This window comes from Streptococcus parasanguinis, assembly GCF_023109675.1.
Classification (GTDB): Bacteria; Bacillota; Bacilli; order Lactobacillales; family Streptococcaceae; genus Streptococcus; species Streptococcus parasanguinis_I.
In genome coordinates, this window is record NZ_JALDUR010000001.1 from 191803 (window position 1) to 213419 (window position 21617).

The following is a 21617-nucleotide window of genomic DNA, read 5'->3' on the forward strand; positions in this document are numbered from 1 at the left end:
TGTACTTTAATATTGTAAGATATGTATCGGTATCCTAAGTTCTGTCTTAGGATACTTTTTTGGAGGAACATGAAACTAAAAGAGAATATAGCTTTATATTATAGTGATGAATCAAAAAAAGTTGTTATTAATTCAGGGACAAAATCTTTTCTAATAACAGATAATAATAGAACTTTTTATAATATTCTATTAAATCTCCACAATCTATCAAAGGATTCTGAATTGAGTGAATTTTTAATTCAAAACGATTTGGTTTTTCCAGAATATAAGCAGACCAGGGATGATATATTATTAAATGAACGAACACTTTTGTATATATTAGATCGCGCTAGTTCAAAACTAGTTTTGTCTGATTTGAATATTATTGAAATTTTAAATGCTCCTATTTTAATTATTGGCTGCGGAGGAATAGGTACCATTGTTTTTAATAATTTATTACAAGCTGGTTTTAACAACTTCACTATTGTTGATAAAGATAAGGTTGAACAAACGAATCTAAATAGGCAATTGTTTTACACAAAAGAAGATGTCGGAAGAGGCAAAATCGATGTTTTAGAAGAAAATGTTTTAAAAAATTGGTCTGGTGTTACTATTAAAAAGTGGGAACAGTTCATTACAAAAGAAGAACAAGTTCTTAATATATTAGATCAAGCTAATTATCAGATAGTAATTAATTGTGCTGATACACCTAGTAATATTGAATATATAATTGCCGAAGCCTGTTCAGAAAAGGATATCCCTGTAATATCAGGACATGTTGGTCTAGAAACTGGGACGATAAATCCAATATATGATAGATACAATCAGTTTAATAAATCTGATTCAAAAGAAATTTCAGCTCATTTAAAGGCTTCCATTTCTACAACTAATATGGTAACAGCATCTTTATTGAGTCAGATTGTTTTTGATTATCTTTTTAAAGATATAGTTAAATCCTCATATAACTTTTACGACTACCATGTAATAAATTTTAAAACAATGGAAATTACTGAAGATGGATAAAATAAACAATATAATTTTTTTTGTTGATGATTTACCTGAAAGTTTAATACCTATGGATGCTATGGATACGAACACTAAGCTATTTGTTAGTTTCTTATATACACCAATTATTAAAAAATTACAAGGTGAATATATATCACCGTATTTTGTAGATATGAGTAAAGACAATGTAATTTGTTTAAAATTCACAGATGAGGTATTTTGGTCTGATAATACAAGTCTTTCAGCTATAGAATTTTTATATACTCTAAGGTTAATTTTTAGTCAAAGAAAAAAATGCTTTTATTATTTGGACTTTATAAAAGGTGCTAAAGATTTTATCTATGGTAATGCTAAACTAGAGAATATAGAGATGTGGGTTGAAGACAATGTGTTTTTTGCGAATGTTTTCAATCTCAACACATATAAAGATGTTTTTTCCTGTCCAAATTTTTCACCGTTAAAATTTAGGCAGGATGAGATTGACTTTCAAACTACTTCAGGAGGATATTTTTGTAAACTTTCAACAAATAAGAAGATAATTCTAGAGAAAAATATATCTGACAATAAACTTCCGAATGCTGTAGAGATTATAGAGGAGATAGATATACACAATCAAATTCAGCAGATTCAATCTGGTAAGATGGCTTATACTGGATTCACCTCTTTAAATTTAGAAGATAGTGTCTTGAGACACAAAAATTATGAACTCCAATCTGACATACATTTCAGATTACTATTTAACGCTAAAATGTACGATGAGATTAAGGAACATAGCGCTAATATTAAAGATGAAATTATATATGAACTAAAAAAATCAAACAATTTGCTAAAATATATTAATGTAAATTGCAATGAATTATATTATCGATACAATAATGTAATTAGTACAGATACGGAACGAATGACTAGATTTTTGTATCCAGACTATTTCCCTAATGACTTGATTGTTGATATTATAACTAAAGTTATGAATAGATATAGTATAAAAGTTAAGAGTTATCCTCTCAGTTTCAAGGCTTATCTTTCTGAAAATTGGGAGAAATATGATTTGATTTTAGAATTAATTGAACCAATTACAAAAAATCAATTAGATGAATTTATTGAACAAATCCAGTTTATTGATCAGAAAGATAAGCAAACGTATGTTGGTTTAATAAATGAATATATTAAGTCAACAGATAATAGAGAGAAGGAAATAAAGACTACTGCACTGGTGAATTTAATTAGAAAAAGTTCTAGAGTTTTAGATTTTGGGGTTTTCAGGCAATACTATATTAAAAATCCTGAACTACCTGAAATTGAACTAACTGATAATGGCCTAATTAATATGAATAAGATGTTTAACAAGGATAAACTATGTGGGATTTAACAAAACTATACTACGACGATTTACAATGGGAAGAGGCAATGAAGGAAACTAGAGTATCTCTTGAGAAGATGCCGAGTTTTAAATTTGAACTTGAAATACTTGATGAAGATTTTACTAAAATCGAGTATTATTCAGAAAAGTTAGATAGATTATATACTTATGGTTTGCTTAGAAGAGAGCAAGATTCAGCAAACACATATATAACAAAGCGAATCCATGAAATTTATTCTCTTTACCAATTATTTAACAGAAAAATTAAGCTATTTAATAATCTATTTTTAAATAGTGATAAAACGTTGGAGGTACTTAGAAGCAGTGAAAAACTAAAAAAATATGAACAATTTTTTCAACAGAAGTTGACTGATTCTGTTAGTATGAAAGATTTTGATAGCAAAAATTTATACAAAAAAGTATCACCAAGGGATGCCTATATTAATTGGTATGGTAGTTTTGAATATATAGGTAAATTTACAACAAATGATAGGATAGAGAAAATAACAGAAGAAAATATCCTACAATATCTTAGAGTAGAGGAACAAATTTACCGCAGAGAGGCATATGAATCTGTTGAAATTTTTTTAAAAGAAAATTCAAATTTAGCATCATTTTTTTTAAATACTCACTTTCAGTTGAAAAACTTTATAGCTAAACAAAATGGATTTGAAAATGCTTATGATATGTTTGTTTATAATAATATTTTTGATAAAAGTCAGAGTGTTTTTTTCTTCCAAGAGAATATAACGCAGAAAATTATTCTATTACATGAGGAAATCTTAAACAATAAAATCAAGCGTAGTGGCTTAAATAAATTTACCTATTCTGATCTCTACTATTTAAAAAATAGCGATAACTTCAAATTATCTTTTAGCGAGGCTACAAAAATTATTTTAAATACTTTCCGTGTTAAAGGGGGAGAATTTTATAATGCTGTAGAAGAAGTTATAACTAATAATTGGATATCTAGGGAGAAGAACACTTTGCGGCACCCTGGACAAAGATCAATTAGTTGCTTTGGAGTTCATCCATTTATAACAGTAAATTGGAATAGTGAATTTGATGATTTATTTGAGCTGACTCATGAGATTTCAGGAGCAATAGGGCAGTATTATGCATCTCAAAATGGTATGTTTATATATTCTGAGTTATCAATTCTAAAAACAGAATTTATTTCAATTTTAGGCACATTGTATTTAATCGACTATTTAGGAAATAATTTTGAAGAAAAATTGATCATTTTCGATCAAGTTGATAATTTCATTAGAGATTCTTTTATTATACCCTTTATTTATAGTACAATTGAATATCAGTTATATACTAAATCAAAAAACCAAAAATTAGATAATGAGGACATTTCTGATGTTTGGTATGAAATAATGTCAAAGTTCCATTCGATAAAAAATTTCGAGGAAATGCCCATTAATCGCTATAATTGGGTTAGGCATGAACATTTTTATATGGATGGTTATGACTTTAGATATATCATTGCATTTATACTTGCGTATGATTTTTATAAGAAAGATAAAAGTCTAGAATTTGTGATTGAATTACTAAAGAAAGGGGAAAGAATATCTGACAAAGAATTTTTTAATATGGTTCTTGGAGAAGAATTATCTTACGAAAAATTAGTAGAGAGTTGTGTAACAGATATTATGAGAAAATATGATGAAGAAAATTTTAGTTTATAATAGTTTTTCAAACATGATGCCAGAACTAATAGTTTGGATGATATATCTACAGAATTTTGGATGGAGTATTGCTGAGATAGCACTTTTACAGGGAATATTCACTTTTTTTTCAGCGATATTTGAAATTCCTTCAGGAATTATCGCTGATAAGATAGGTTATAAAAGAGCATTGCAGTTAGCAGAATTGATCTGTATTTTTTATTTAATATCTTACTTTTTTCCGCTTAATCGAATGGTCATTTATATTGGATTTATTTGTTTTTCACTAGGATTATCTCTCATATCTGGGACTGATACCTCATTGTTATACAATATTACAGATGGTAATAAATTTCTAAAATATATGGGAATTTTTAATTCTTTAGGGATAATATCAGTTGCTTTTGGGAATTTAATCGGAGGCTGGATTGCAGAAAAATCTTGGACACTGTTATTTTTGATATCATTATTATTCAGAGTAGTTGCTCTAATCTGTATAACATCATTTGATGTTTCTAAGATAAGAGAAGTTGAGCCTATTGCAGATAATAAAAAAGCAATAAAACTATATTTAGAAAGATTATATGATTTTGTCAAAACGACAAAAAAGTTCAAGTATATATTAGTATCGTCTGCATTTTTGATGTCATCCGTAACGTTAAGTTATCAATATATGCCAGTTGTTCTAGAGCAATTAAGTTTAACTACAGGGCAGGTATCATTAATTTATGCAATTGTATCTGTGTTAGGATCTGTATTATCTTTTTTTAGTGAAAAGTTAACAAGTAAATGGTCTAGTAGAGGGGTTGCAGTTATTATATTTTTCATTTCTTTGCTACTATTTTTAGGGATAGGGAGGTTCCCGTATCACTCGATAATTGTAACAATAAGTTTTATGGTTCCTAATATTTTATACGAACTGCTGTCCGTCATAATTGATTCTACGGTTCATGAGGATTTGAGAGATGATATTAGAGCATCATCTATATCTCTAATTAATTTTGCCAATTCTATTATGTTGACATTTGGATCAATTTTAGTAAGTTTATTGTCGGGTTTATTTAGTTTGCAAATTACTATTAGTTTAATTTGTACAACTTTAATGCTATTGTCATTATTATCATATATAGAGTTTGGAAGGAGATAAAATGAATAATAACAACTATCAAAAAAAGAATTACGATAAAAATTTTTCTTTATTTTATAATAAGTATTTGACAGGTCAAGCTAAAAAATATGGAAATTTTATAATGTGTTTTCTAAATAGAAACGGATTACAGACCGGAAGAATTCTAGACATAATGTGTGGTACGGGCAACCTCCTTGTTCAATTTGAAGACAAAGGCTGGGAAACGAATGGTGTTGACATTTCTGAGAGTATGTTAGAGGTTGCTAAGACAAATTTATCTAAAACTAAATTGATTCAGAGCGATATTGTAGAATTTAATTCAAAAGATGATTATCAGGTAGTAGTTGCAACAGCAGATGCACTTAATCATTTAAAAACAGATAAAGATATCTACGAGGTATTTAAAACAGTTTTCTCTCTATTATCAAACTCAGGATATTTTATTTTTGACATGAATACTCCAATTGGTATTAAAAATAATAACTATTTTATATCTTCAAGTGATGATGATGGAATATCTATTAGGGAAGGGTTTGTAGATGAAATCCATGGTGTTGGTTTTACAAGATTTCATGGTGCATTTAAAATAGATAAAAATACTCCTTATTTAAGATTTGATTCAACAATATATAACTATTTTCATAATATTGAAGAACTTGAGAAAAAACTTTTTGAAATTGGTTTCAAAACGGTAGAGATACGAGATGGATATTCTGAATTGTTATGGGATTCTAATAGTACGGAACGGGTGCTATTTATATGTAAAAAATAATAACTTATTTAATTTTAAGAAAGATAACCTAAATGCTACGTACTCTATGTTTAGTGAGTCTGGGACAAAAGTCCTTTAGCTCCAAAAAAGCAACGGATTTGAACTGCACCCTAAAAGTTAGACAGAAAAATCTAACTTTTGGGGTGCTTTTATTATGAAATTAACTTTTGAAGATAAAGTTCAAATATATGAATCAAGAAAGCAAGGAGAGAGTTTTAGGCGACTTTCAAATCAATTTGGGATAAAGATTTCTAATCTTCAGTACATGATTAAATTGATTGATCGTTATGGAATAGAAATCGCAAAAGAGTAAAGAATCGTTATTATTTTCCTAAATTAAAATAAGAAATTATTGATAAAGTTCTCCTGGAAGATTGTTCATAAAAAAGAGTATCTTTGGCTAGAGAAAATCACAAAATCTAAATAAAATAGAAGATACAAAATATTTGTAATATGTAAAAGGTAGTTCAAAAATATAGAACTACCTTTTGTTGATAATAATGAAATTAGATACTTGTTCTTTTAAAATAAATAGAGTAAAAATTTCTAGAAGGAAATCATCAAACTGTTTTGATTTAACTATAGTTATTTTACTTTTGTGGTCGAGAACGAATGGAAGATATGGGATTACACAGAGTGAGTATTTCTTTTTGTTTTGATTGAGATACATGAGTATAGATCTGAGTTACAGAAATAGAGCTATGTCCAAGTATTTGCTGTATATAACGAATATCTACATCTTTATCCAGTAGCATTGTAGCAAAGCTGTGTCTAAACATATGTGGCGTGATAGTTATAGATAAGTTGTTTTTCTTAACCAGCTTCTTTAAAATTAGACGTACGCTTTGTTCTGACAGTGCTTTAAGAGGATTTTGACCAGTAAATAAATAGTCATTAGGTCGGACGCAGTATTTATTTATATATGTTTTCAATAAACTAAAGGTTGTTTGGTCTCCTAAAAAGAGGATACGTTCTTTTTTTCCTTTCCCGATAATATGAAGTGTTCTATTTGAAAAATTAATATCTTTAAGATGAATATGACAAAGCTCAGAAATCCGAATGCCAGTTGAAAGTAATAAGGAAATGATTAGTAAATTTCTTTCAGCTTTTTGTTTTTGATATTTAGATTTTGAATAGATAACTTTTTGTTCTGAATATGAGTAGACACTTTTTAAAATATCATAAGGAATGGTTTTAGGTAATATTTTTTCCTTCCGAAATTGAAATCGTAGTTGATTAAAAGGATTTTCATCAATTATATCTTGAAATTTTAAATAGTTATAAAAAACCTTCAAACTTGCGATTTTTCGTCGTAGAGTGTTTGATTTTATATTTGATTTTGTTAAAAACTCAATATATGATTCAACATTATTGTAGTTTGAATTGTAAAATTGTAAAAGATCGTTTTTGTAAGCTCGAATTGTATGTGTGCTTAAACGCTTATGCGTTTCGCAGTAACTTAAGTAAGTAGAAATAAGTTTAGAATCCATGAATATCTCCTTTAGTAATAATCATGTTATTTTAAACTTATTTAAGCATTTTGTATAGTGATAATAAATAGTTATCAGTAGGAGAGAGATGTGAGAGAATTTCAATATTTCATAAGTTATTCAAGAGATATTTACTATGAATTTGTAAATAATCTGAATAATACGTTAAATGAAATAGGATTAAAAACCTGGATTGACAAATTTGAAATTAACATTGGAGATGAAATAATTGATAATCTATATACTGTACTCGATAAAAGTGCTGATTATTATGGAATTATTTTTATATTCGATGAAACATTCTTTAACAAAGCATGGTGTATAAAAGAGCTAGATTATGCGATGAAGAAAAGGATTCCTTTTTTTCCAATATTGTATAAAATAAAAAAAGAAGATATTCCTAATGAATATACTTTCTTAAAAAATTATAATTTATTAACGGTATCATCGTTAAAAGAAACTGATTATATCGTAGATCGCTTTATATTGCTGCATTTGAACAATATTATTTGCAGAAATATTTCTAATTTTTCAATTGACAGTTATGTTGGTAATTTTTTATTAGAACAAATTCGACATACTACTGTAAATAGTATTGATGCTATTTTTATCCTAGATAACTTCTCTCAATATTTGAGAAAGCAAAAACGGTTGGGGAATTTTAAACTAACACATGAAATCTTGTTTTGTATCGCAATAACTAGACTATTAAAAGAACGTTTATTTAGGAAAGATTTCCAAGGGGAGTACCATTTTAAAATATTGGAAATCATCCAAGAAATATATATTAAGACGTTTCTATAAATGTTCAAAATAGCCTTAGAGAACATTAAACATATAAAACTAAAAAACAGAGATTCACCGAATTGAAATTAAATGGTGAGTCTTCTGTTTTTATTAAAGTAAAAAGCCTTTATATACTGATTTACTATTAAAGTTTATCCATGATGTAAGCATCTCTGATGTGCTTAATGCAATCAATAATAGTTTGAGATAAAATTTCAGGATCTTTTTCTATCAGTAGCTTATCTAGAAAAGGAGTGAGATAAGAATATTTATCAATTTCAGATAAAAGTGTTTGGTATACTTCTAAAGAGCTCCAACCAGTTGAACCTACGGGAATAATAAATCTATTTTGCTTTATAGCCCTGTCAAAATCTTCTAGTACTCCCTTGGAGTTAGATAAAGTTCCGTCATAGTATTGATTTCCAAAGACAAATATAACTATACCTGCTTCTGATATCATATTATCTTGGAATCTTTTCTTTGCCGAACTATCAATATGTTTATCGCTACCTTTAATTAATGGGAGAGTTTTAATTTTTAGATATTTCGAAATATCAAGATTTTTATCATTAATAGCGGTCATTACGCCATTAATCACCTGTGGTCCTACACCTTCTATATTACCGTTACCTACTATAATTTCATTAGCAATTAATTTATATCCTAAAAGATATAGGAACTCAGTAGCACTATCTTCATCCCATTCTCCATAATTTCTACAACTTCCAGCAATAAATACACTATTTGTTAAATATAACTTATAAGATTGATTAAATAGTTCATCAATCTCATTATAATCTTCAATCAAAATAGTATGAATACCATATCTTTTTAAATCATTTATTTCGTGCTCTTGTTTTATCTTTCCGTATTCTAATTCACTTTCAGGGTCTTGGGAATTTTCAAACATATCAATGGTCAAATTTTTCCTAAAACAATAGTGCATCCTAATATTTTCTCCGATTAATAATCTAATTTTGCTTAGAATTTGCTGAATATCTGGATCATTTAAACTATATCCTACAAATACAAATGTTTTACTAATCAGATCTCCGCGGAGTGTTTGAATAAAAAGTTTGTGACTCTTATCAAAACTCTCGTAATCATCACGAGTCAATATTGCCTCATAGGGTCTAGAAATATCTCCATGAAATTTATAGACAGTCGCATCAATATTTGGAGGGGTAATTGACAAATCATTATTATCAATCTTGATGTCTACACGTTTTCCAGCTTTCTTCAAATTATCCTCAATTAAGTGGTCATAATTAGTTGTCCAAAAAGTTTCAATAGGCATGCTCGTTAACAGTGTTAGCAAATTATTATCTTTAGAGTCTTTTGTAAATTCTTGTATTAATTTTTGTGAAATCTGATTTTTTGATTGTGCAGAATTTTTGTAATATTGGGCAACTGAAATTAAGTCATACTCTTTATCAATATTTAGTCCAATCGAATCAGAAAATTGCCGTAATAATTCTTTCCAGTTTACATAACCTGAGGGAACAGAAAGTCCTGCACCAGCAAAAATTGCTGCATTATTTTCTAACATTGCCGCACTAAAATCAGAAATAAATTGTTTTTTTAGTTTTTTCATCTCTCTCCTACCGATAACTATTTATTATCATTAGTATACCATAGTTTCTAATCTCCTATATGTTTCCAACAGTAACTTTTTATTGGGATGGATAAGATGAATATTTACTGGGGAAAAATCAGAATATCATTAAAAGTTTAAACTTTTCTAATCTTTTGAATATTCGTTGACAAAGACTTGTTCTTAGATGTATAATAGATATGTAAAATAAATCACAAAGAAATAGAGGTGATAATATGCAATTATCACGATATGTATTAAGTCATAAACTTGATTCAGGTACGGTCTATTTTAATACTAAAAATAATCATTCTTTTTTTATAACAAAAGAATTGGAAGAAGTGATCTCTCATAATGAAGAGATAGCAAGAGATTATTATAGTTATCTTGAGCAAAATATGTATTGTTCTGAAGAGAATGAAGTAGATAAATATCTACAACAAATTCAAGATACTAATAATGAGGTTTTAGAGTTCACAATTTTAACACATGGTGATTGTAATTTTCGATGTAAATACTGCTATGAGCATTTTGAGAATATCGGAATGTCAGAAAAAACAGAGCTAGCAATTTTAAAATTTGCAGAGGAAAAGTTAAAAACAGGTGTTTATAGGTATTTAAGAATTTCTTGGTTCGGTGGAGAACCACTATTAGGATATGCAACTATTCAGCGATTATCAACAAAATTTTTAGAACTTTGTAATCAGTTTGATGTGATATATTCAGCTAGTATAACGACTAATGGATTTTTACTTACAAGTAAGAAATTTGAAGCGTTAGTATCTGATTATCATGTTTCAAGTTTTCAAATTACTCTTGATGGTGATTGTGAAAGTCATGATACACAACGAGTTTTAAAAAATAAAAAGGGGTCTTATCTTCGTATTTTAGAAAATTTGCATCGTATGAAAGAAACTCCTCTAAATTTCACTTGTGTACTTCGTTTCAATGTTTCTAAAGAAAATTACAATCACATGGAATTGTTTTTACTGAATGATGGCGAATTTTTTAAAGGTGATGACAGATTTTTAGTAATGTATCATAACATAGGAAATTGGGGTCAAGGTGACCGTTCTAGGGATGATTGTGTTACATTATTAAAAGATGATGCAAGTTATGAGTTGTCAATTAGAGCATTAAACTTAGGATACAAGTTATGTTCACCAAATATAGTTATTCATAATTCGTTTAGTTGCTACGCAAATCGATTAAATCATTATATGTTTAATGTTAAAGGTATTGTACAATCTTGCACAGTAGCCCTATACAATAAAGAGAATATCTTTGGAAATATCAATACTGGATTGATTAACCAGAATAAATTAAAGAACTGGAGTATTATGGTCAGAGATGATTGTAAAGGGTGTCCATTTGTTCTGGTATGTAAATCAGGCTTTTGTCCAATGGCCAAGCATATTACAAAATTAAATTCTGATTTTATATGTGAAAGTATGAAAGAGAGAATTAAAAAAAATCTAGCACTTTTTGCTTTATCCAAGTTATATGAAGATATTTTAGATGTGGACTAGAAAGGAGATCATATTTATGGTTGTCAAAAAAAATAATCAAATCCCTAAGAGACCTGAAAATGTGACTAATATTTGCAATTATTGTAAATAATGTTTCTAAATTACAGAGAGGTGTGCTAGCCTCTCTATTTTTTCTAGGAGAAACTTATGATTCATATCTTTAAATATCTTGATAAAAAAACAAAATACCTAACCATTATTGGTGCACTGGCAAATGGGGGTCTCGCTTTGGGGCAACCCTTGGTTGTTGCCAAAGCACTATCAATAGATCAAAATAACCTTACCTATTCTTCTATTTGGAAATTTGCCCTCTTTGGTTTTTCTGTCTATTTCGCTTTGTATAGTCTAATGTTATTTTGTAATCATGCAAATAATGTCTTTCGACGTGAAATTCACATGAATATCCGAACGGCATTGTTTCATAAGTTAATGGAAGACAGGGAATATAGTGAAGATGAAAAGATTACCATGCTGACACAGGATATGGAATTTTTAGGAGATAACTTTTTTGAACGCTATATGACTATTTCATGTTGGGGATTTGGAGCGCTGATTACGGCGATCTATATCATTGCCCAAAATGTTTTATTGGGTTCTATCTTTGTTTTCTTCACGATCTTACGTCCCATTCCACAATTCTTAATGAATAATAAGCTAAAGAATTCAGGGGATGAAATGTCTCAGGGAAGAACAGCTGTTCATAACCAAATCTCTGATAGTATTCGAGGGGCTCAAACCTTGCGGATGAATCAAGCCTTGCCTGAAAATTCTCAGCGCGTCTGGAATATCAATCTTCGTTATCAACGAGCCATTCAAAAGTTTGCTTTTACCCATAATATTGTTTTCTTTTGTAATGGTTTCATGGTCTTTCTTAGCCAAGTACTCCCCTTGGTATTGGGGTTCTTCCTTGCCATGCATGGTCATCATGTTTCAGTGGCTAGTCTGGTTGCAATGTATATTGCCGCTGGTCAACTGGTAGGTCCTATCCAAAATATCATGTATGATGTGGTTGAAGTACAAGGAGCCAAAACAACGGCAGAAAAGATTTTTGGGATTTTAAATCGAGCAGATAATAGTGAATCGGACAATCATTCGATCTCACAAGTAGAAGAACTAGAAATTTCTCATTTAAGTAAATCTTATAACGGTAGAGAGATTATACGCGATCTTAATCTAGCCATTCAACAAGGGGAAAAAGTCCTCATCAAAGGGCCAAGTGGCTGTGGGAAATCAACCCTCTTTCGAATGATCATAGGGGAAGAAAAGGCGGATGATGGGACGATTACTTGTCGGACAAGGGATGGAGCAAAAACAAGTTATTTTATTCGTCAGGTAGGTATCATCAGTCAGCATCCTTTCCTCTTTAATGATACTGTTCGCTACAATCTTAGTTTGGGACAAGAGTTTTCAGATCAAGAATTGGAGACTGTTTTGAGACAGGTCAAACTCGACCATGAACTAACTGATGGACTCGATTTTGTAATCACTAATAACGGAGAAAATATTTCAGGCGGACAACGAGTCCGGATTGAACTAGCCCGCTTCCTTCTTCGTAAAAAGGATATTTTATTAGCAGATGAGGTAACTGCAGCTCTTGACGTAGAAAATAGCCAGATGGTTCGAGACTTGATTTTCTCACTACCGATGATGGTGTTAGAAATCGCTCACCATATTGATGATGAAATTCGTTACGATCAAGTCATTGAACTAAGAAAAAATTGAATTATTTTCATGATAAGATAAGGTAGTGAGTACTCTCTCCAGTCGGAAACTTCCTCACTACTAATCTTAGTATGTTTGTTAACTGTAGTGCGGGACGAAAATTTTAACAACGAGGAAGGATATGTTTGTCCTTTCTTTTTTGATGTCGGGGGCATGAAATCGCGCTTCTTAAAGTTTGAATAGTTTCTAAGGTTCTGTTGCGAAGTTTGAAAATCAAACGCGCCCTCTCTGAACTCCAAATATCTTAGGCTGTTATTCCCATTAATACCTTGATTTCAGTAGACACTGAAAAGCCGAAGAGCGTTCCATTTCTTCGGTTCTTTTTATATATTCCTCGAATGGTCTCCATGCCCTTAACCGTGGAAGAGGCTGTACGGAGACTTTGATAAAATTTATTCCGTCGTTTAATAGGTCGATGGTCTTGTTCTATTAAATTGTTAAGATACTTCACAGTTCGGTGCTCTGTCTTAGTATATAAACCCACACTCTGTAACTTTCTAAAGGCAGAGCCAAGAGAAGGTGCTTTATCGGTCACAATTGCTTTCGGCTCACCAAACTGTTTATGGAGTCGTTTTAAGAAAGCATAGGCTACTTGCGTATCCCGTTTCTTTCGTAACCAGATATCTAAGGTTAAGCCGTCCGCATCAATTGCACGATAAAGATAATGCCAACGTCCCTTAATTTTGATATAGGTTTCGTCCATTTTCCATGAATAGAAGGATTGTCTATTTTTCTTCTTCCAAAGATAATAGAGGACTTTGCTGTACTCTTGCACCCAACGATAAATCGTAGTATGACAAACATTTATTCCACGATCATATAACAATTCCTGAACTTCACGATAGCTTAGATTGTAACGCAGGTAGTAACCAACAGCGACAATAATGACGTCTTTTTTGAATTGTTTGCCTTTAAAATGATTCATTACTCTGTCCTCTCTGTCTTTTTTCTCAATTTTACACTAAAATAGATTTTTTGGAAATCTTTGCAACAGAACCCGTTGTAGCAGAGAATGGTGATGAAATTGCCCGTGAAAAATCACCTCTACAGTTATTGTTAGAAAACGAGAGTAAATTAAATAATCTAACTAAATTTATATGACTAAATTAAAGAAGATTAAAATGTATAGACTGATGTGAGTGATAACACCTTAAAAATGGAAATGAAAAAAATAAGTATAAATAATTCTATTTTTGCTGATTTGTATTAATTTTTAGGAAAATAAGAGTCAATAGTATAATAAAAAGGGGTTGGAATTTTATTTTCAATCCCTTTTTTGGATAAAGAAAATAATAATGGTGCTAATTAGGATTAATACCTAAATAAGTTTTAATTTTCTTTTCAAGAAAATCAATATGTTGATTAATTTCAGTTTGTTGCTTATGAAGTTCATCAAGTTGAAAAAATAGTAGTCTAAGTCGTTGAGGAATTGTGGAGTCTCCTTTATATCTTAGGTCAGCGTATTCTTGCATATTTTTAATAGACATTCCCGTCTTTTTTAATCTAATAATGAATTGAGTCCACGCTATATCAGAGTCATCATAGTATCTACGATTATTTTCTTCTCTGTGTGAGTAAATCAATTTTTCTTGCTCATAGTATCGAAGTGTGGGAATAGAAAGTCCAGTTTTGTTAGCAAATTCTCCAATAGAATAGTGAGCCATAATATTTCCCCCTTTTTTTTAATATTTTAGCATAATTTTAAAAAAATCGAAAAATTTTCAGTTTTCTCTTGACATAAAGTGCACTTTACTATGTAAAATACATAGCATCAAAGGAATTTGATATAAAGTACTCTAATTTATGAGTTGATTGAAAATAAAGGAAATTATGGAATCGCTTCTCTGTGTAGGTGACGGAATGGGAGCAGCGACTCTTATAAAAAATGCAAATAGCAATCTGTAAAGGAGAAAATAGTATGGAACAAACGAAGAATTATACTTGTATTACTGGAGCCAGTGCTGGTATAGGAGCGGAGACAGCAAGACAATTTGCAAAATTAGGAACGAATCTTATTTTAATTGCTCGGCGTCAAGAACGTCTAGAAGAATTGAAGCAAGAGATTTTGAACCATTATCCGGATTTAGATGTTGTTATTAAAGTTGTTGATTTATCGAAGTCCAGTAATGTTTTTGCTCTTTATGAAAGCTTGAAAAAATATCACATTACTACTCTAATAAATAATGCTGGTTTTGGAAATTATGATAAGGTTGAATCTCAAGATTTAGAAAAGATAATAACATTAATCCATCTAAACATTGAAGCTTTAACAATTCTATCAACTCTATATGTGAGAGATTATAAAGATTGTAAAGGCGCTCAATTGATTAACTTATCATCTAGAGGCGGATACATGATGGTTCCAAATGCAGTTACATACTGTGCAAGTAAATTTTATGTCAGTGCTTTTACAGAAGGCTTGGCATTGGAACTAGAGGCAAATCAACATCAATTAAAAGCTAAGGTTTTAGCTCCAGCTGCCACAAAAACGGAATTTGGTCAAGTTGCTACAGATTCTAAAGAATATGATTATGATGAGCATTTTGCTAAATATCACACAAGTGAAGAGATGGCACAATTTTTGATGGAATTATATCAAAGTGACAAAGTTGTTGGTTTAGTTGATGTTACAAATTTTGAATTTCATCTTAGTGGACCACTACTTAATCATTAATTATTTTAATAAATAGAGATAATATGTATTGAATAATAATAGTTGCAGTCGTTTTATGATAAGAAGAAAGCTTCTGAAACGTTAGATTTCAGAAGCTTTTTGTCTATCTATTATGATTTAAACCTTGGTAAGTTATAATTTTCTGTGATATTTAGGATATTTAAAAACATACAAGTGTTTTTGTAGATTAATTTACAATTTTTCCAGTATTTTGCCAAGTAGTTCTTCTAACTTTCCTAAGTCCCCATAGACTGTCCCATCCATATAAAGATTGTAAACTTCATCATCTTGTTCCACGCGTACTTGTGCAGAATAACCTTTTGATAGTGCTAAGGAACGAATAACTTCTCGTTGAGTTCGTCCATTCCCTTCTCGAAAGGGATGGAAATAATTAAGATTATCAAGAATTTTTGCTAATTGTTTAATAATCTCATCTTTTGAATTAGCAGTTTGATAATAGGTATGAATAAGATGGTTGATATAGTCTTGGGCAGTACTGAAAGATTGTATTGACATAAAAGGATTCCCATTTTTTGAGATATTCACCTTGCGAAATTGTCCCGCCCAAGCATAGACATCTTGAAATAAATATTTATGAATGGCTAAAATATCACTAATGGAGTAGACTTCTATGGTTTTCAAGCGCAAGTCTGCAAGCCTTCTAGTAACGAATAAATGCTCATTCCGGTAGGCTTCTTCAATATTTGTAATATTTTGTTTGTTGATTAAGACTGTAGAATTTGGATAGGTATATTGGTGATTGGGGTCAATGTACTCATAGCCTTCGTATTGATTCTTAACCAATATTCAATTCCTTTCGTTTGTTGATAACATAAGTTTTTAAATCAATCACATCTTGAACAGTAGGTTCATAATTTTCAATCATTGATGACCCAATAGCATACCAGACGGTATCGAAATCTGAAAAGTTATCAAAGGGAATCCCTAAAATTGTTAATTCTTCTTTATTTACATCAAGAGTCATGGCACACTTCCTTGTATAACGTTATCTTTATTATACCATAAAATCGGTATTTTTACCTAAAGGATAGAGACTGTTATTAAAACCAGAAAACTAGTTTTGTTCGCTTTTTATATTTGAGATCGGACTTTTGTCCCAGCCTCTTTATTTTATATTGTTTTTAGAATTAAAATATTGAGCTTAAGATTTATCTTTCTTAAACGCCCCTGCTTGTGCATACAATAACCATGATAAGGCGATCATAATAGCTGCGAAAACAGAAATTCCTGAGAATCCTGTAAATTTCACAAAGAGAACTCCTCCCACTATACCTGCAATTGTTTCACCTAAATACATTACTGCATTTGATAATGAAGAAATTGTACTTCGTGCATTTTCGACAGTACCTTGCAAAGTCGCCATAAACAAAGGAAAAATAAATCCATTATTTATATAGATAATTGTTAATAAAATTTCGGCTACCCAAAAATTATTAGCAAAAGGTAGAATAAGGTAGAGGATAATTAATGTAAGTAATTCAGTTTTAAAAGTTCTTTGTAAACCAAATTTTTTAACCAATTGACTTCCAAATAAAGAACCCAATAAGTTACCTGCACCAATAGCTATAATTGCAGTACTAATGTTAGTTAAACTCATATTAAAGTCATTGGTAAACCATGTAGAAATGAAGGTAATGGCTGTAAAAGAACCTGTTTGGAAAACAAAATAAGCAATTAGATAACTAACTGATTTTTTATTAGTTAGGATATTTTTATAAGCCTCTGTAAAAGAAATTCTATTTGCTTTTCCAATTTCAAGTTTTGGTAGAAAAATATGGATTAAAATGAGAAGTATTAAGGAAGCAAACGCAATCGTATAAAAGGGAGTTTGCCAAGAAAAGTTTGCCAGATAGCCACCAATAGGTACCCCAGCCATTTGAGAAACGGATAAACCAGCGGTCGCATATCCCATAACCTGCACAATATATTTTTTATCAACAACAATAGGAATTGAAGCCCAAACTTGTGGAGTTACAAATGAAGCACTGATACCTGCAAATAAGCGGAAAAGGAGCATTAAAGGAAAACTTGTTGCAAAACCGCATAGAAAAGTTGAAATGGTAAAAGCAATCAGCCCATAAGTCATTACTTTTTTTCTATCACGACCATCTGAAATTGGACCTGAGATAAGGGCAAATACAGCATAACCTATTGCATATGCGCTGACCATCCAACCAGAAACTGAAGAATTTATATTATATAGGTTTGCTAAAGTTGGAAGCAGTGGAGAAATTAAAAATGTATCGGTCCCTATAATGAACATTGTTAAGAAGAACAAATAAGAGTATTTTTTCATTGTATATTAACATCACTTTCTAAGAATATTTTTGTTATAAGTTATAAATAGATACTTTACGTAATAATGGCTATCCAGTTCTGTTTCATAAAACACCTCCTTTTTAAATTTAATAGTTAAATAATTATTGAACTATTAAATTTTATATTATCACTATAATGCAGAAAAGTCAACGACGGCCGTACAAAAAATTGACAAGTGTTTATTTCAATAGTAAAATTACTTTATGACTATGAAACAATATAACCTTAGCGAAGATGATTTAAGAGTTAAAATTTTTAAAGCATTAGCAGATAATGTTCGTCTAAAAATTATTAGATTACTGTACAGAGCGAATACTGAACTAAGTTGTGGAGAAATTGGCGATTTGCTCATTATTAGTAAATCAGCTGCTTCGTATCATTTTAAAACTTTGCGAGAAGCTGGTCTTACTACAACAAGAAAAGTAGGTCAGAATAAATTTGTAAAGTTAAATCATGAGACATTTGATACTTTCTTACCTGGCTTTCTTAATTCTTTAGACAAATAATCAAATGCATTTCAACTAGACCAGTAGTTTTCTTGTGTTAACGGGGAGGTATATGAAAAGATATTTAAAAAATGTAGTTTGTGATGTTTTATTTAGAAATACTGGTTCAACAACTACTTTATTAGAGGCATTGACTAATGACCATGTTGATGTAGAAATAGTTAAGGAAGAAATCTCTTTCTAGTAATGTTTCGCAACTCTACTATAACGGATTTATTCCTTTTTGTGTTTATACAACTTATTGTACACTACCCTAAAATTTGGTTTGATATTAGAAATAAAACAAATTTATAGATTATAGAGGTGTCAAATTATTTTGTATGTATTACACATGAAAAATTGTTCTATTAATCTTCATATTCATTCTTACACAGTTTAATTATATTTAACTACTAAAGATTTAATTTCCTAATTATGAGATTTTTGTTGCACTATATTTTACAATTTATCAAATGAAAAAGCAGTCCAAGTCTTCTGAAATCTGATCTAAAGCTATTTATAAATTACTTGAAATCAAACCGTGTCAAACCTGGTCTTACGATTTGTAAGTAAAAGAACAAATAAAAAAGAGGAGCTTCACAATAAAGCTCCTCTTCTTTTACATATCCGAATCATTATTCTTATTTCAAAAAAGGTAGTGAAAAAGGTAGTGATTCGGTTGATTTATATTGCAATGTAGTGAAATTTAGAATTTCAAAAATCGCTTTAAATCAAGGTTTCTAACGTCTAGTGACGTGTAGTGAATCCCTATTTCACCTCTGTAAAAATTAAATAGTACCTTAATAAACTTTATTATATCAATTTTCTTTAACGTTAAGCAAGATTACGATAACACGTTGATCATATTTTTAAAAAGACTTAATTTAAGATTCTTAAAGTCTTGTTATTTATCAAAATACTGATTTTAAGCGATTTTGCATTCGATAAAATCAACAATTTATAGATGTATTACATTATATTGGACAGTAAATGGACAGTGACAGAGTATTTGAAGGAGAGAAAAAGAGGCCTTAAGTGCCTCTTTTTATATAATATGATTGTATTATTACGAAAAGTTTAGAAGGTGGTAAATCGGATATTCAATAAAGAGTTCTCTCTGGCTTTCGGAAAACTCATTTTCAAATAAATAATTTGCTTGTTCTTTATATCCTAATATACAAGCTGTAGCGTATCGGATTTCAACTGCACTGTGATTCATTAAAGATAAAAGATAGTTATTATCTTCAGTTGTTAATGTGTTTAAACGTTTTTTAATTTGTAGTAAATTGAGTTTACTATATTCAGAATTGTCCATATCTACAAGTTTTTTTGCAAATTCAAAACAAGATTGTAAAACATTTTGATCACATTTATTATCACTATAGTTTATAAGTTTTAATAATCCAAGATCTTTATTTTCAATTGGAATCTTATTTGATAAATATGATGAAAGGTAATCAGAAATATCAAAATTGTCTATAAGCAGTAGCTGTTTTAAATCAACAGCCTCATATTTTGAAAATTGGTGATTATTTTCGTCAACTAAAACCATATCATAATCACTGAAATTATATAATCTATAATTTTGTGTACCTGAATGTTCTGGTATTATTAATAATAATACATGTACATTAGCAAATGTCATGACTTGTATTGTATTATAGTAATTAAGATCAGTAATTAACTCTTCATTTATAATGCCCTTATACAATAAATCAACTATTCTAGAGTCTTGTTGTGACCAATTCGTGAAATCGATCTCTTTAGAAATTTTAAGTTTATCCAGTATCTTTTTTAAACGGATATGTGCATCTAAGTTATTCTTTAAATAATTAAAATCAATTTTAGACAGATTCTTATCGCTAATTGCTAGTTTGTGATTATTTAAGATAATTCCTTTATTTTTTTGAACTTCTAAAATAAATTTCAACCCATCAATTCTTTTTGAAAGAATATTTGAAATGGAATAATTTAGAGTTAGTGAGATATTTTCAGGTTTCTCTTGTACTTTAATTGAAAAACCATTCCCAAAATCAATAGTATAATCATTCTTAGTCGTGTATTTAAAAATTGTTTGATATACTATTTCGTTCCCCTGGATTTGAACGCGCATCTCATTTTCTTTAAATAATTGTAGATCAAATATGTCATCTAGTAGAGGCTCAGCTATTGTTGCTCCTTTAGGCTTGTAATAAAGATCTAGTTCACCAGATTTTGCATACTCAAGAATATCTAGATATTCTTTTCCGATGAATTTAAATTGGAACTCTCCATCCAAATTCTCAGAACTATTAAATAGGGATTCTTGACTCCGTAATTCAACGTGAGCAAAGCCTTTTTGATATTTCCGCTTTTGAATAAAATTTTGAAAGACTAGATTTAATTCTTCTTCATTATCAGGCAGAGGTTTCATAGTAACAGAAATATTGATTATATTTGGTTTTTTCTTATTTTTGAGATGTAGAATATTCTTAATTACCTTTGGTGTTAATGAGGCATAAGTGACAGTTGGTGTTTCATCTTTTAAGTAAACCACAAAATAAAGTACTCCTCCTTCATTTAGATAGTGTTCTAAATTATTTCTTTTTATGGGGTATCCTTTATTTTTATTATAGTGATCGTCTTTACCTTTTACTTGAACTGGTATTCTCTCTACTAAGTCAATATTTTTTTTCACTGTATTTTTGTAAAAATAAATATGACCATCCCATATAGGCTCTCTATCACCTTCAGAAATTTCTCTATGAATATGTTTAGATTTTTTTAGTGCCAGTTTTAAATAGTCAATAGCGTCTTCTTCGATTTGTTTAGATGATTTAGACATAATTAACCTCTTAATAAGTTGTTCTATACTAAGTATTATATCAATTTATGTGATAATTTTTCTAAATTATCCTTGCTATCCTAATATCATTCCTAAGAAAATCAAAGATTTATGACTAAATGGATAGATGATTACGAATATAAGGTTAGGAGATTAGAGAATTTTATCAATATACTTGATAATACAAGAAATCAAAATGTTACCAAATTAGAACGGGAAACAAAATCAGTATAGTTATTTGAGATACCATGAAAA

At 29.7% G+C, this 21617-nt stretch carries 19 protein-coding genes and 1 pseudogene; 12 read left to right on the forward strand and 8 right to left on the reverse strand.

The window, feature by feature from the left end:
• Window positions 1-69: 69 nt before the first annotated feature.
• The 6 genes and pseudogenes from M1G14_RS00890 to M1G14_RS00915 all read left to right on the forward strand — a co-directional run.
• Window positions 70-1002: a HesA/MoeB/ThiF family protein gene (locus M1G14_RS00890; RefSeq protein ID WP_021153945.1), complete on the forward strand. Its 933-nt coding sequence runs from the start codon at window positions 70-72 to the stop codon at window positions 1000-1002.
• Entirely contained in the window at window positions 995-2353 is a 1359-nt protein-coding gene (locus tag M1G14_RS00895; RefSeq protein WP_247926124.1) for a hypothetical protein, read from the forward strand. Before M1G14_RS00890 ends, M1G14_RS00895 begins: the two co-directional genes overlap by 8 nt.
• Complete coding sequence (locus M1G14_RS00900; protein ID WP_247926125.1) at window positions 2341-4038, forward strand: gluzincin family metallopeptidase; 1698 nt, start codon at window positions 2341-2343, stop codon at window positions 4036-4038. The genes M1G14_RS00895 and M1G14_RS00900 overlap by 13 nt, the downstream gene beginning before the upstream one ends.
• Window positions 4013-5164 carry an MFS transporter gene (locus M1G14_RS00905; protein WP_134981182.1) on the forward strand — a complete coding sequence of 384 codons (1152 nt, stop codon included), beginning with the start codon at window positions 4013-4015 and terminating at the stop codon, window positions 5162-5164. Before M1G14_RS00900 ends, M1G14_RS00905 begins: the two co-directional genes overlap by 26 nt.
• Window position 5165: 1 nt before the next feature.
• Complete coding sequence (locus M1G14_RS00910; RefSeq protein WP_021153941.1) at window positions 5166-5918, forward strand: class I SAM-dependent DNA methyltransferase; 753 nt, start codon at window positions 5166-5168, stop codon at window positions 5916-5918.
• Window positions 5919-6072: 154 nt separating this feature from the next.
• Window positions 6073-6260 (forward strand): annotated as a pseudogene (locus M1G14_RS00915) (IS3 family transposase); the annotation flags it as partial.
• 248 nt (window positions 6261-6508) lie between these two features.
• Here M1G14_RS00915 and M1G14_RS00920 read toward each other — a convergent pair.
• Complete coding sequence (locus tag M1G14_RS00920; RefSeq protein WP_002276488.1) at window positions 6509-7408, reverse strand: tyrosine-type recombinase/integrase; 900 nt, start codon at window positions 7406-7408, stop codon at window positions 6509-6511.
• Window positions 7409-7498: 90 nt separating this feature from the next.
• Between M1G14_RS00920 and M1G14_RS00925 the strand changes: the two genes are divergently transcribed.
• Window positions 7499-8212, forward strand: a complete 714-nt coding sequence (locus tag M1G14_RS00925; protein ID WP_003004879.1) for a toll/interleukin-1 receptor domain-containing protein — start codon at window positions 7499-7501, stop codon at window positions 8210-8212.
• A 127-nt stretch (window positions 8213-8339) separates the two neighbouring features.
• Here the strand turns inward: M1G14_RS00925 and M1G14_RS00930 are convergent, their stop codons facing one another.
• Complete coding sequence (locus M1G14_RS00930) at window positions 8340-9788, reverse strand: SIR2 family protein (RefSeq protein ID WP_003004884.1); 1449 nt, start codon at window positions 9786-9788, stop codon at window positions 8340-8342.
• A 236-nt stretch (window positions 9789-10024) separates the two neighbouring features.
• Between M1G14_RS00930 and M1G14_RS00935 the strand changes: the two genes are divergently transcribed.
• Together M1G14_RS00935 and M1G14_RS00940 are read left to right on the forward strand one after the other, a co-directional pair.
• The gene (locus M1G14_RS00935; protein ID WP_156671951.1) at window positions 10025-11317 is read left to right on the forward strand and encodes a radical SAM/SPASM domain-containing protein; all 1293 of its coding nucleotides are present in this window, start codon (window positions 10025-10027) and stop codon (window positions 11315-11317) included.
• A gap of 147 nt (window positions 11318-11464) precedes the next feature.
• Window positions 11465-13039, forward strand: a complete 1575-nt coding sequence (locus M1G14_RS00940; RefSeq protein ID WP_247926126.1) for an ATP-binding cassette domain-containing protein — start codon at window positions 11465-11467, stop codon at window positions 13037-13039.
• A gap of 244 nt (window positions 13040-13283) precedes the next feature.
• Here M1G14_RS00940 and M1G14_RS00945 read toward each other — a convergent pair whose 3' ends face one another.
• On the reverse strand, window positions 13284-13964 hold the full coding sequence (locus M1G14_RS00945) for an IS6-like element ISS1N family transposase (protein WP_247926127.1): 681 nt from the start codon (window positions 13962-13964) through the stop codon (window positions 13284-13286).
• 376 nt (window positions 13965-14340) lie between these two features.
• Window positions 14341-14703, reverse strand: coding sequence for a MerR family transcriptional regulator (locus tag M1G14_RS00950; RefSeq protein ID WP_247926128.1), 363 nt, complete (start codon window positions 14701-14703; stop codon window positions 14341-14343).
• Between the two features lie 254 nt (window positions 14704-14957).
• On the opposite strand from M1G14_RS00950, the gene M1G14_RS00955 reads away from it, so the two are divergent.
• A complete protein-coding gene (locus M1G14_RS00955; RefSeq protein ID WP_247926129.1) occupies window positions 14958-15713 on the forward strand; it encodes an SDR family NAD(P)-dependent oxidoreductase in 756 nt (251 codons plus the stop codon).
• 192 nt (window positions 15714-15905) lie between these two features.
• Here the strand turns inward: M1G14_RS00955 and M1G14_RS00960 are convergent, their stop codons facing one another.
• From M1G14_RS00960 to M1G14_RS00970, 3 genes are all read right to left on the reverse strand, one after another.
• A complete protein-coding gene (locus M1G14_RS00960; protein ID WP_125337959.1) occupies window positions 15906-16517 on the reverse strand; it encodes a Fic/DOC family protein in 612 nt (203 codons plus the stop codon).
• On the reverse strand, window positions 16510-16698 hold the full coding sequence (locus M1G14_RS00965) for a hypothetical protein (RefSeq protein ID WP_000171299.1): 189 nt from the start codon (window positions 16696-16698) through the stop codon (window positions 16510-16512). The genes M1G14_RS00960 and M1G14_RS00965 overlap by 8 nt, the downstream gene beginning before the upstream one ends.
• A 177-nt stretch (window positions 16699-16875) precedes the next feature.
• On the reverse strand, window positions 16876-18030 hold the full coding sequence (locus tag M1G14_RS00970; protein ID WP_247926130.1) for an MFS transporter: 1155 nt from the start codon (window positions 18028-18030) through the stop codon (window positions 16876-16878).
• 226 nt (window positions 18031-18256) lie between these two features.
• On the opposite strand from M1G14_RS00970, the gene M1G14_RS00975 reads away from it, so the two are divergent.
• Window positions 18257-18559 carry an ArsR/SmtB family transcription factor gene (locus M1G14_RS00975; RefSeq protein ID WP_006146248.1) on the forward strand — a complete coding sequence of 101 codons (303 nt, stop codon included), beginning with the start codon at window positions 18257-18259 and terminating at the stop codon, window positions 18557-18559.
• A gap of 52 nt (window positions 18560-18611) precedes the next feature.
• Window positions 18612-18743 carry a hypothetical protein gene (locus M1G14_RS10915; RefSeq protein WP_006146247.1) on the forward strand — a complete coding sequence of 44 codons (132 nt, stop codon included), beginning with the start codon at window positions 18612-18614 and terminating at the stop codon, window positions 18741-18743.
• A gap of 861 nt (window positions 18744-19604) precedes the next feature.
• Here the strand turns inward: M1G14_RS10915 and M1G14_RS00980 are convergent.
• Complete coding sequence (locus tag M1G14_RS00980; protein ID WP_247926131.1) at window positions 19605-21362, reverse strand: DUF4365 domain-containing protein; 1758 nt, start codon at window positions 21360-21362, stop codon at window positions 19605-19607.
• Window positions 21363-21617: the final 255 nt, after the last annotated feature.

What these genes read in the sequence shown, in the direction of transcription:
- M1G14_RS00890 (WP_021153945.1), top strand. Translation starts at nt 70, where the DNA reads ATGAAACTAAAAGAGAATATAGCTTTATATTATAGTGATGAATCAAAA.
- M1G14_RS00895 (WP_247926124.1), top strand. Translation starts at nt 995, where the DNA reads ATGGATAAAATAAACAATATAATTTTTTTTGTTGATGATTTACCTGAA.
- M1G14_RS00900 (WP_247926125.1), top strand. Translation starts at nt 2,341, where the DNA reads ATGTGGGATTTAACAAAACTATACTACGACGATTTACAATGGGAAGAG.
- M1G14_RS00905 (WP_134981182.1), top strand. Translation starts at nt 4,013, where the DNA reads ATGATGAAGAAAATTTTAGTTTATAATAGTTTTTCAAACATGATGCCA.
- M1G14_RS00910 (WP_021153941.1), top strand. Translation starts at nt 5,166, where the DNA reads ATGAATAATAACAACTATCAAAAAAAGAATTACGATAAAAATTTTTCT.
- M1G14_RS00920 (WP_002276488.1), bottom strand. Translation starts at nt 7,408, where the DNA reads ATGGATTCTAAACTTATTTCTACTTACTTAAGTTACTGCGAAACGCAT.
- M1G14_RS00930 (WP_003004884.1), bottom strand. Translation starts at nt 9,788, where the DNA reads ATGAAAAAACTAAAAAAACAATTTATTTCTGATTTTAGTGCGGCAATG.
- M1G14_RS00935 (WP_156671951.1), top strand. Translation starts at nt 10,025, where the DNA reads ATGCAATTATCACGATATGTATTAAGTCATAAACTTGATTCAGGTACG.
- M1G14_RS00940 (WP_247926126.1), top strand. Translation starts at nt 11,465, where the DNA reads ATGATTCATATCTTTAAATATCTTGATAAAAAAACAAAATACCTAACC.
- M1G14_RS00945 (WP_247926127.1), bottom strand. Translation starts at nt 13,964, where the DNA reads ATGAATCATTTTAAAGGCAAACAATTCAAAAAAGACGTCATTATTGTC.
- M1G14_RS00950 (WP_247926128.1), bottom strand. Translation starts at nt 14,703, where the DNA reads ATGGCTCACTATTCTATTGGAGAATTTGCTAACAAAACTGGACTTTCT.
- M1G14_RS00955 (WP_247926129.1), top strand. Translation starts at nt 14,958, where the DNA reads ATGGAACAAACGAAGAATTATACTTGTATTACTGGAGCCAGTGCTGGT.
- M1G14_RS00965 (WP_000171299.1), bottom strand. Translation starts at nt 16,698, where the DNA reads ATGACTCTTGATGTAAATAAAGAAGAATTAACAATTTTAGGGATTCCC.
- M1G14_RS00970 (WP_247926130.1), bottom strand. Translation starts at nt 18,030, where the DNA reads ATGAAAAAATACTCTTATTTGTTCTTCTTAACAATGTTCATTATAGGG.
- M1G14_RS00975 (WP_006146248.1), top strand. Translation starts at nt 18,257, where the DNA reads ATGACTATGAAACAATATAACCTTAGCGAAGATGATTTAAGAGTTAAA.
- M1G14_RS10915 (WP_006146247.1), top strand. Translation starts at nt 18,612, where the DNA reads ATGAAAAGATATTTAAAAAATGTAGTTTGTGATGTTTTATTTAGAAAT.
- M1G14_RS00980 (WP_247926131.1), bottom strand. Translation starts at nt 21,362, where the DNA reads ATGTCTAAATCATCTAAACAAATCGAAGAAGACGCTATTGACTATTTA.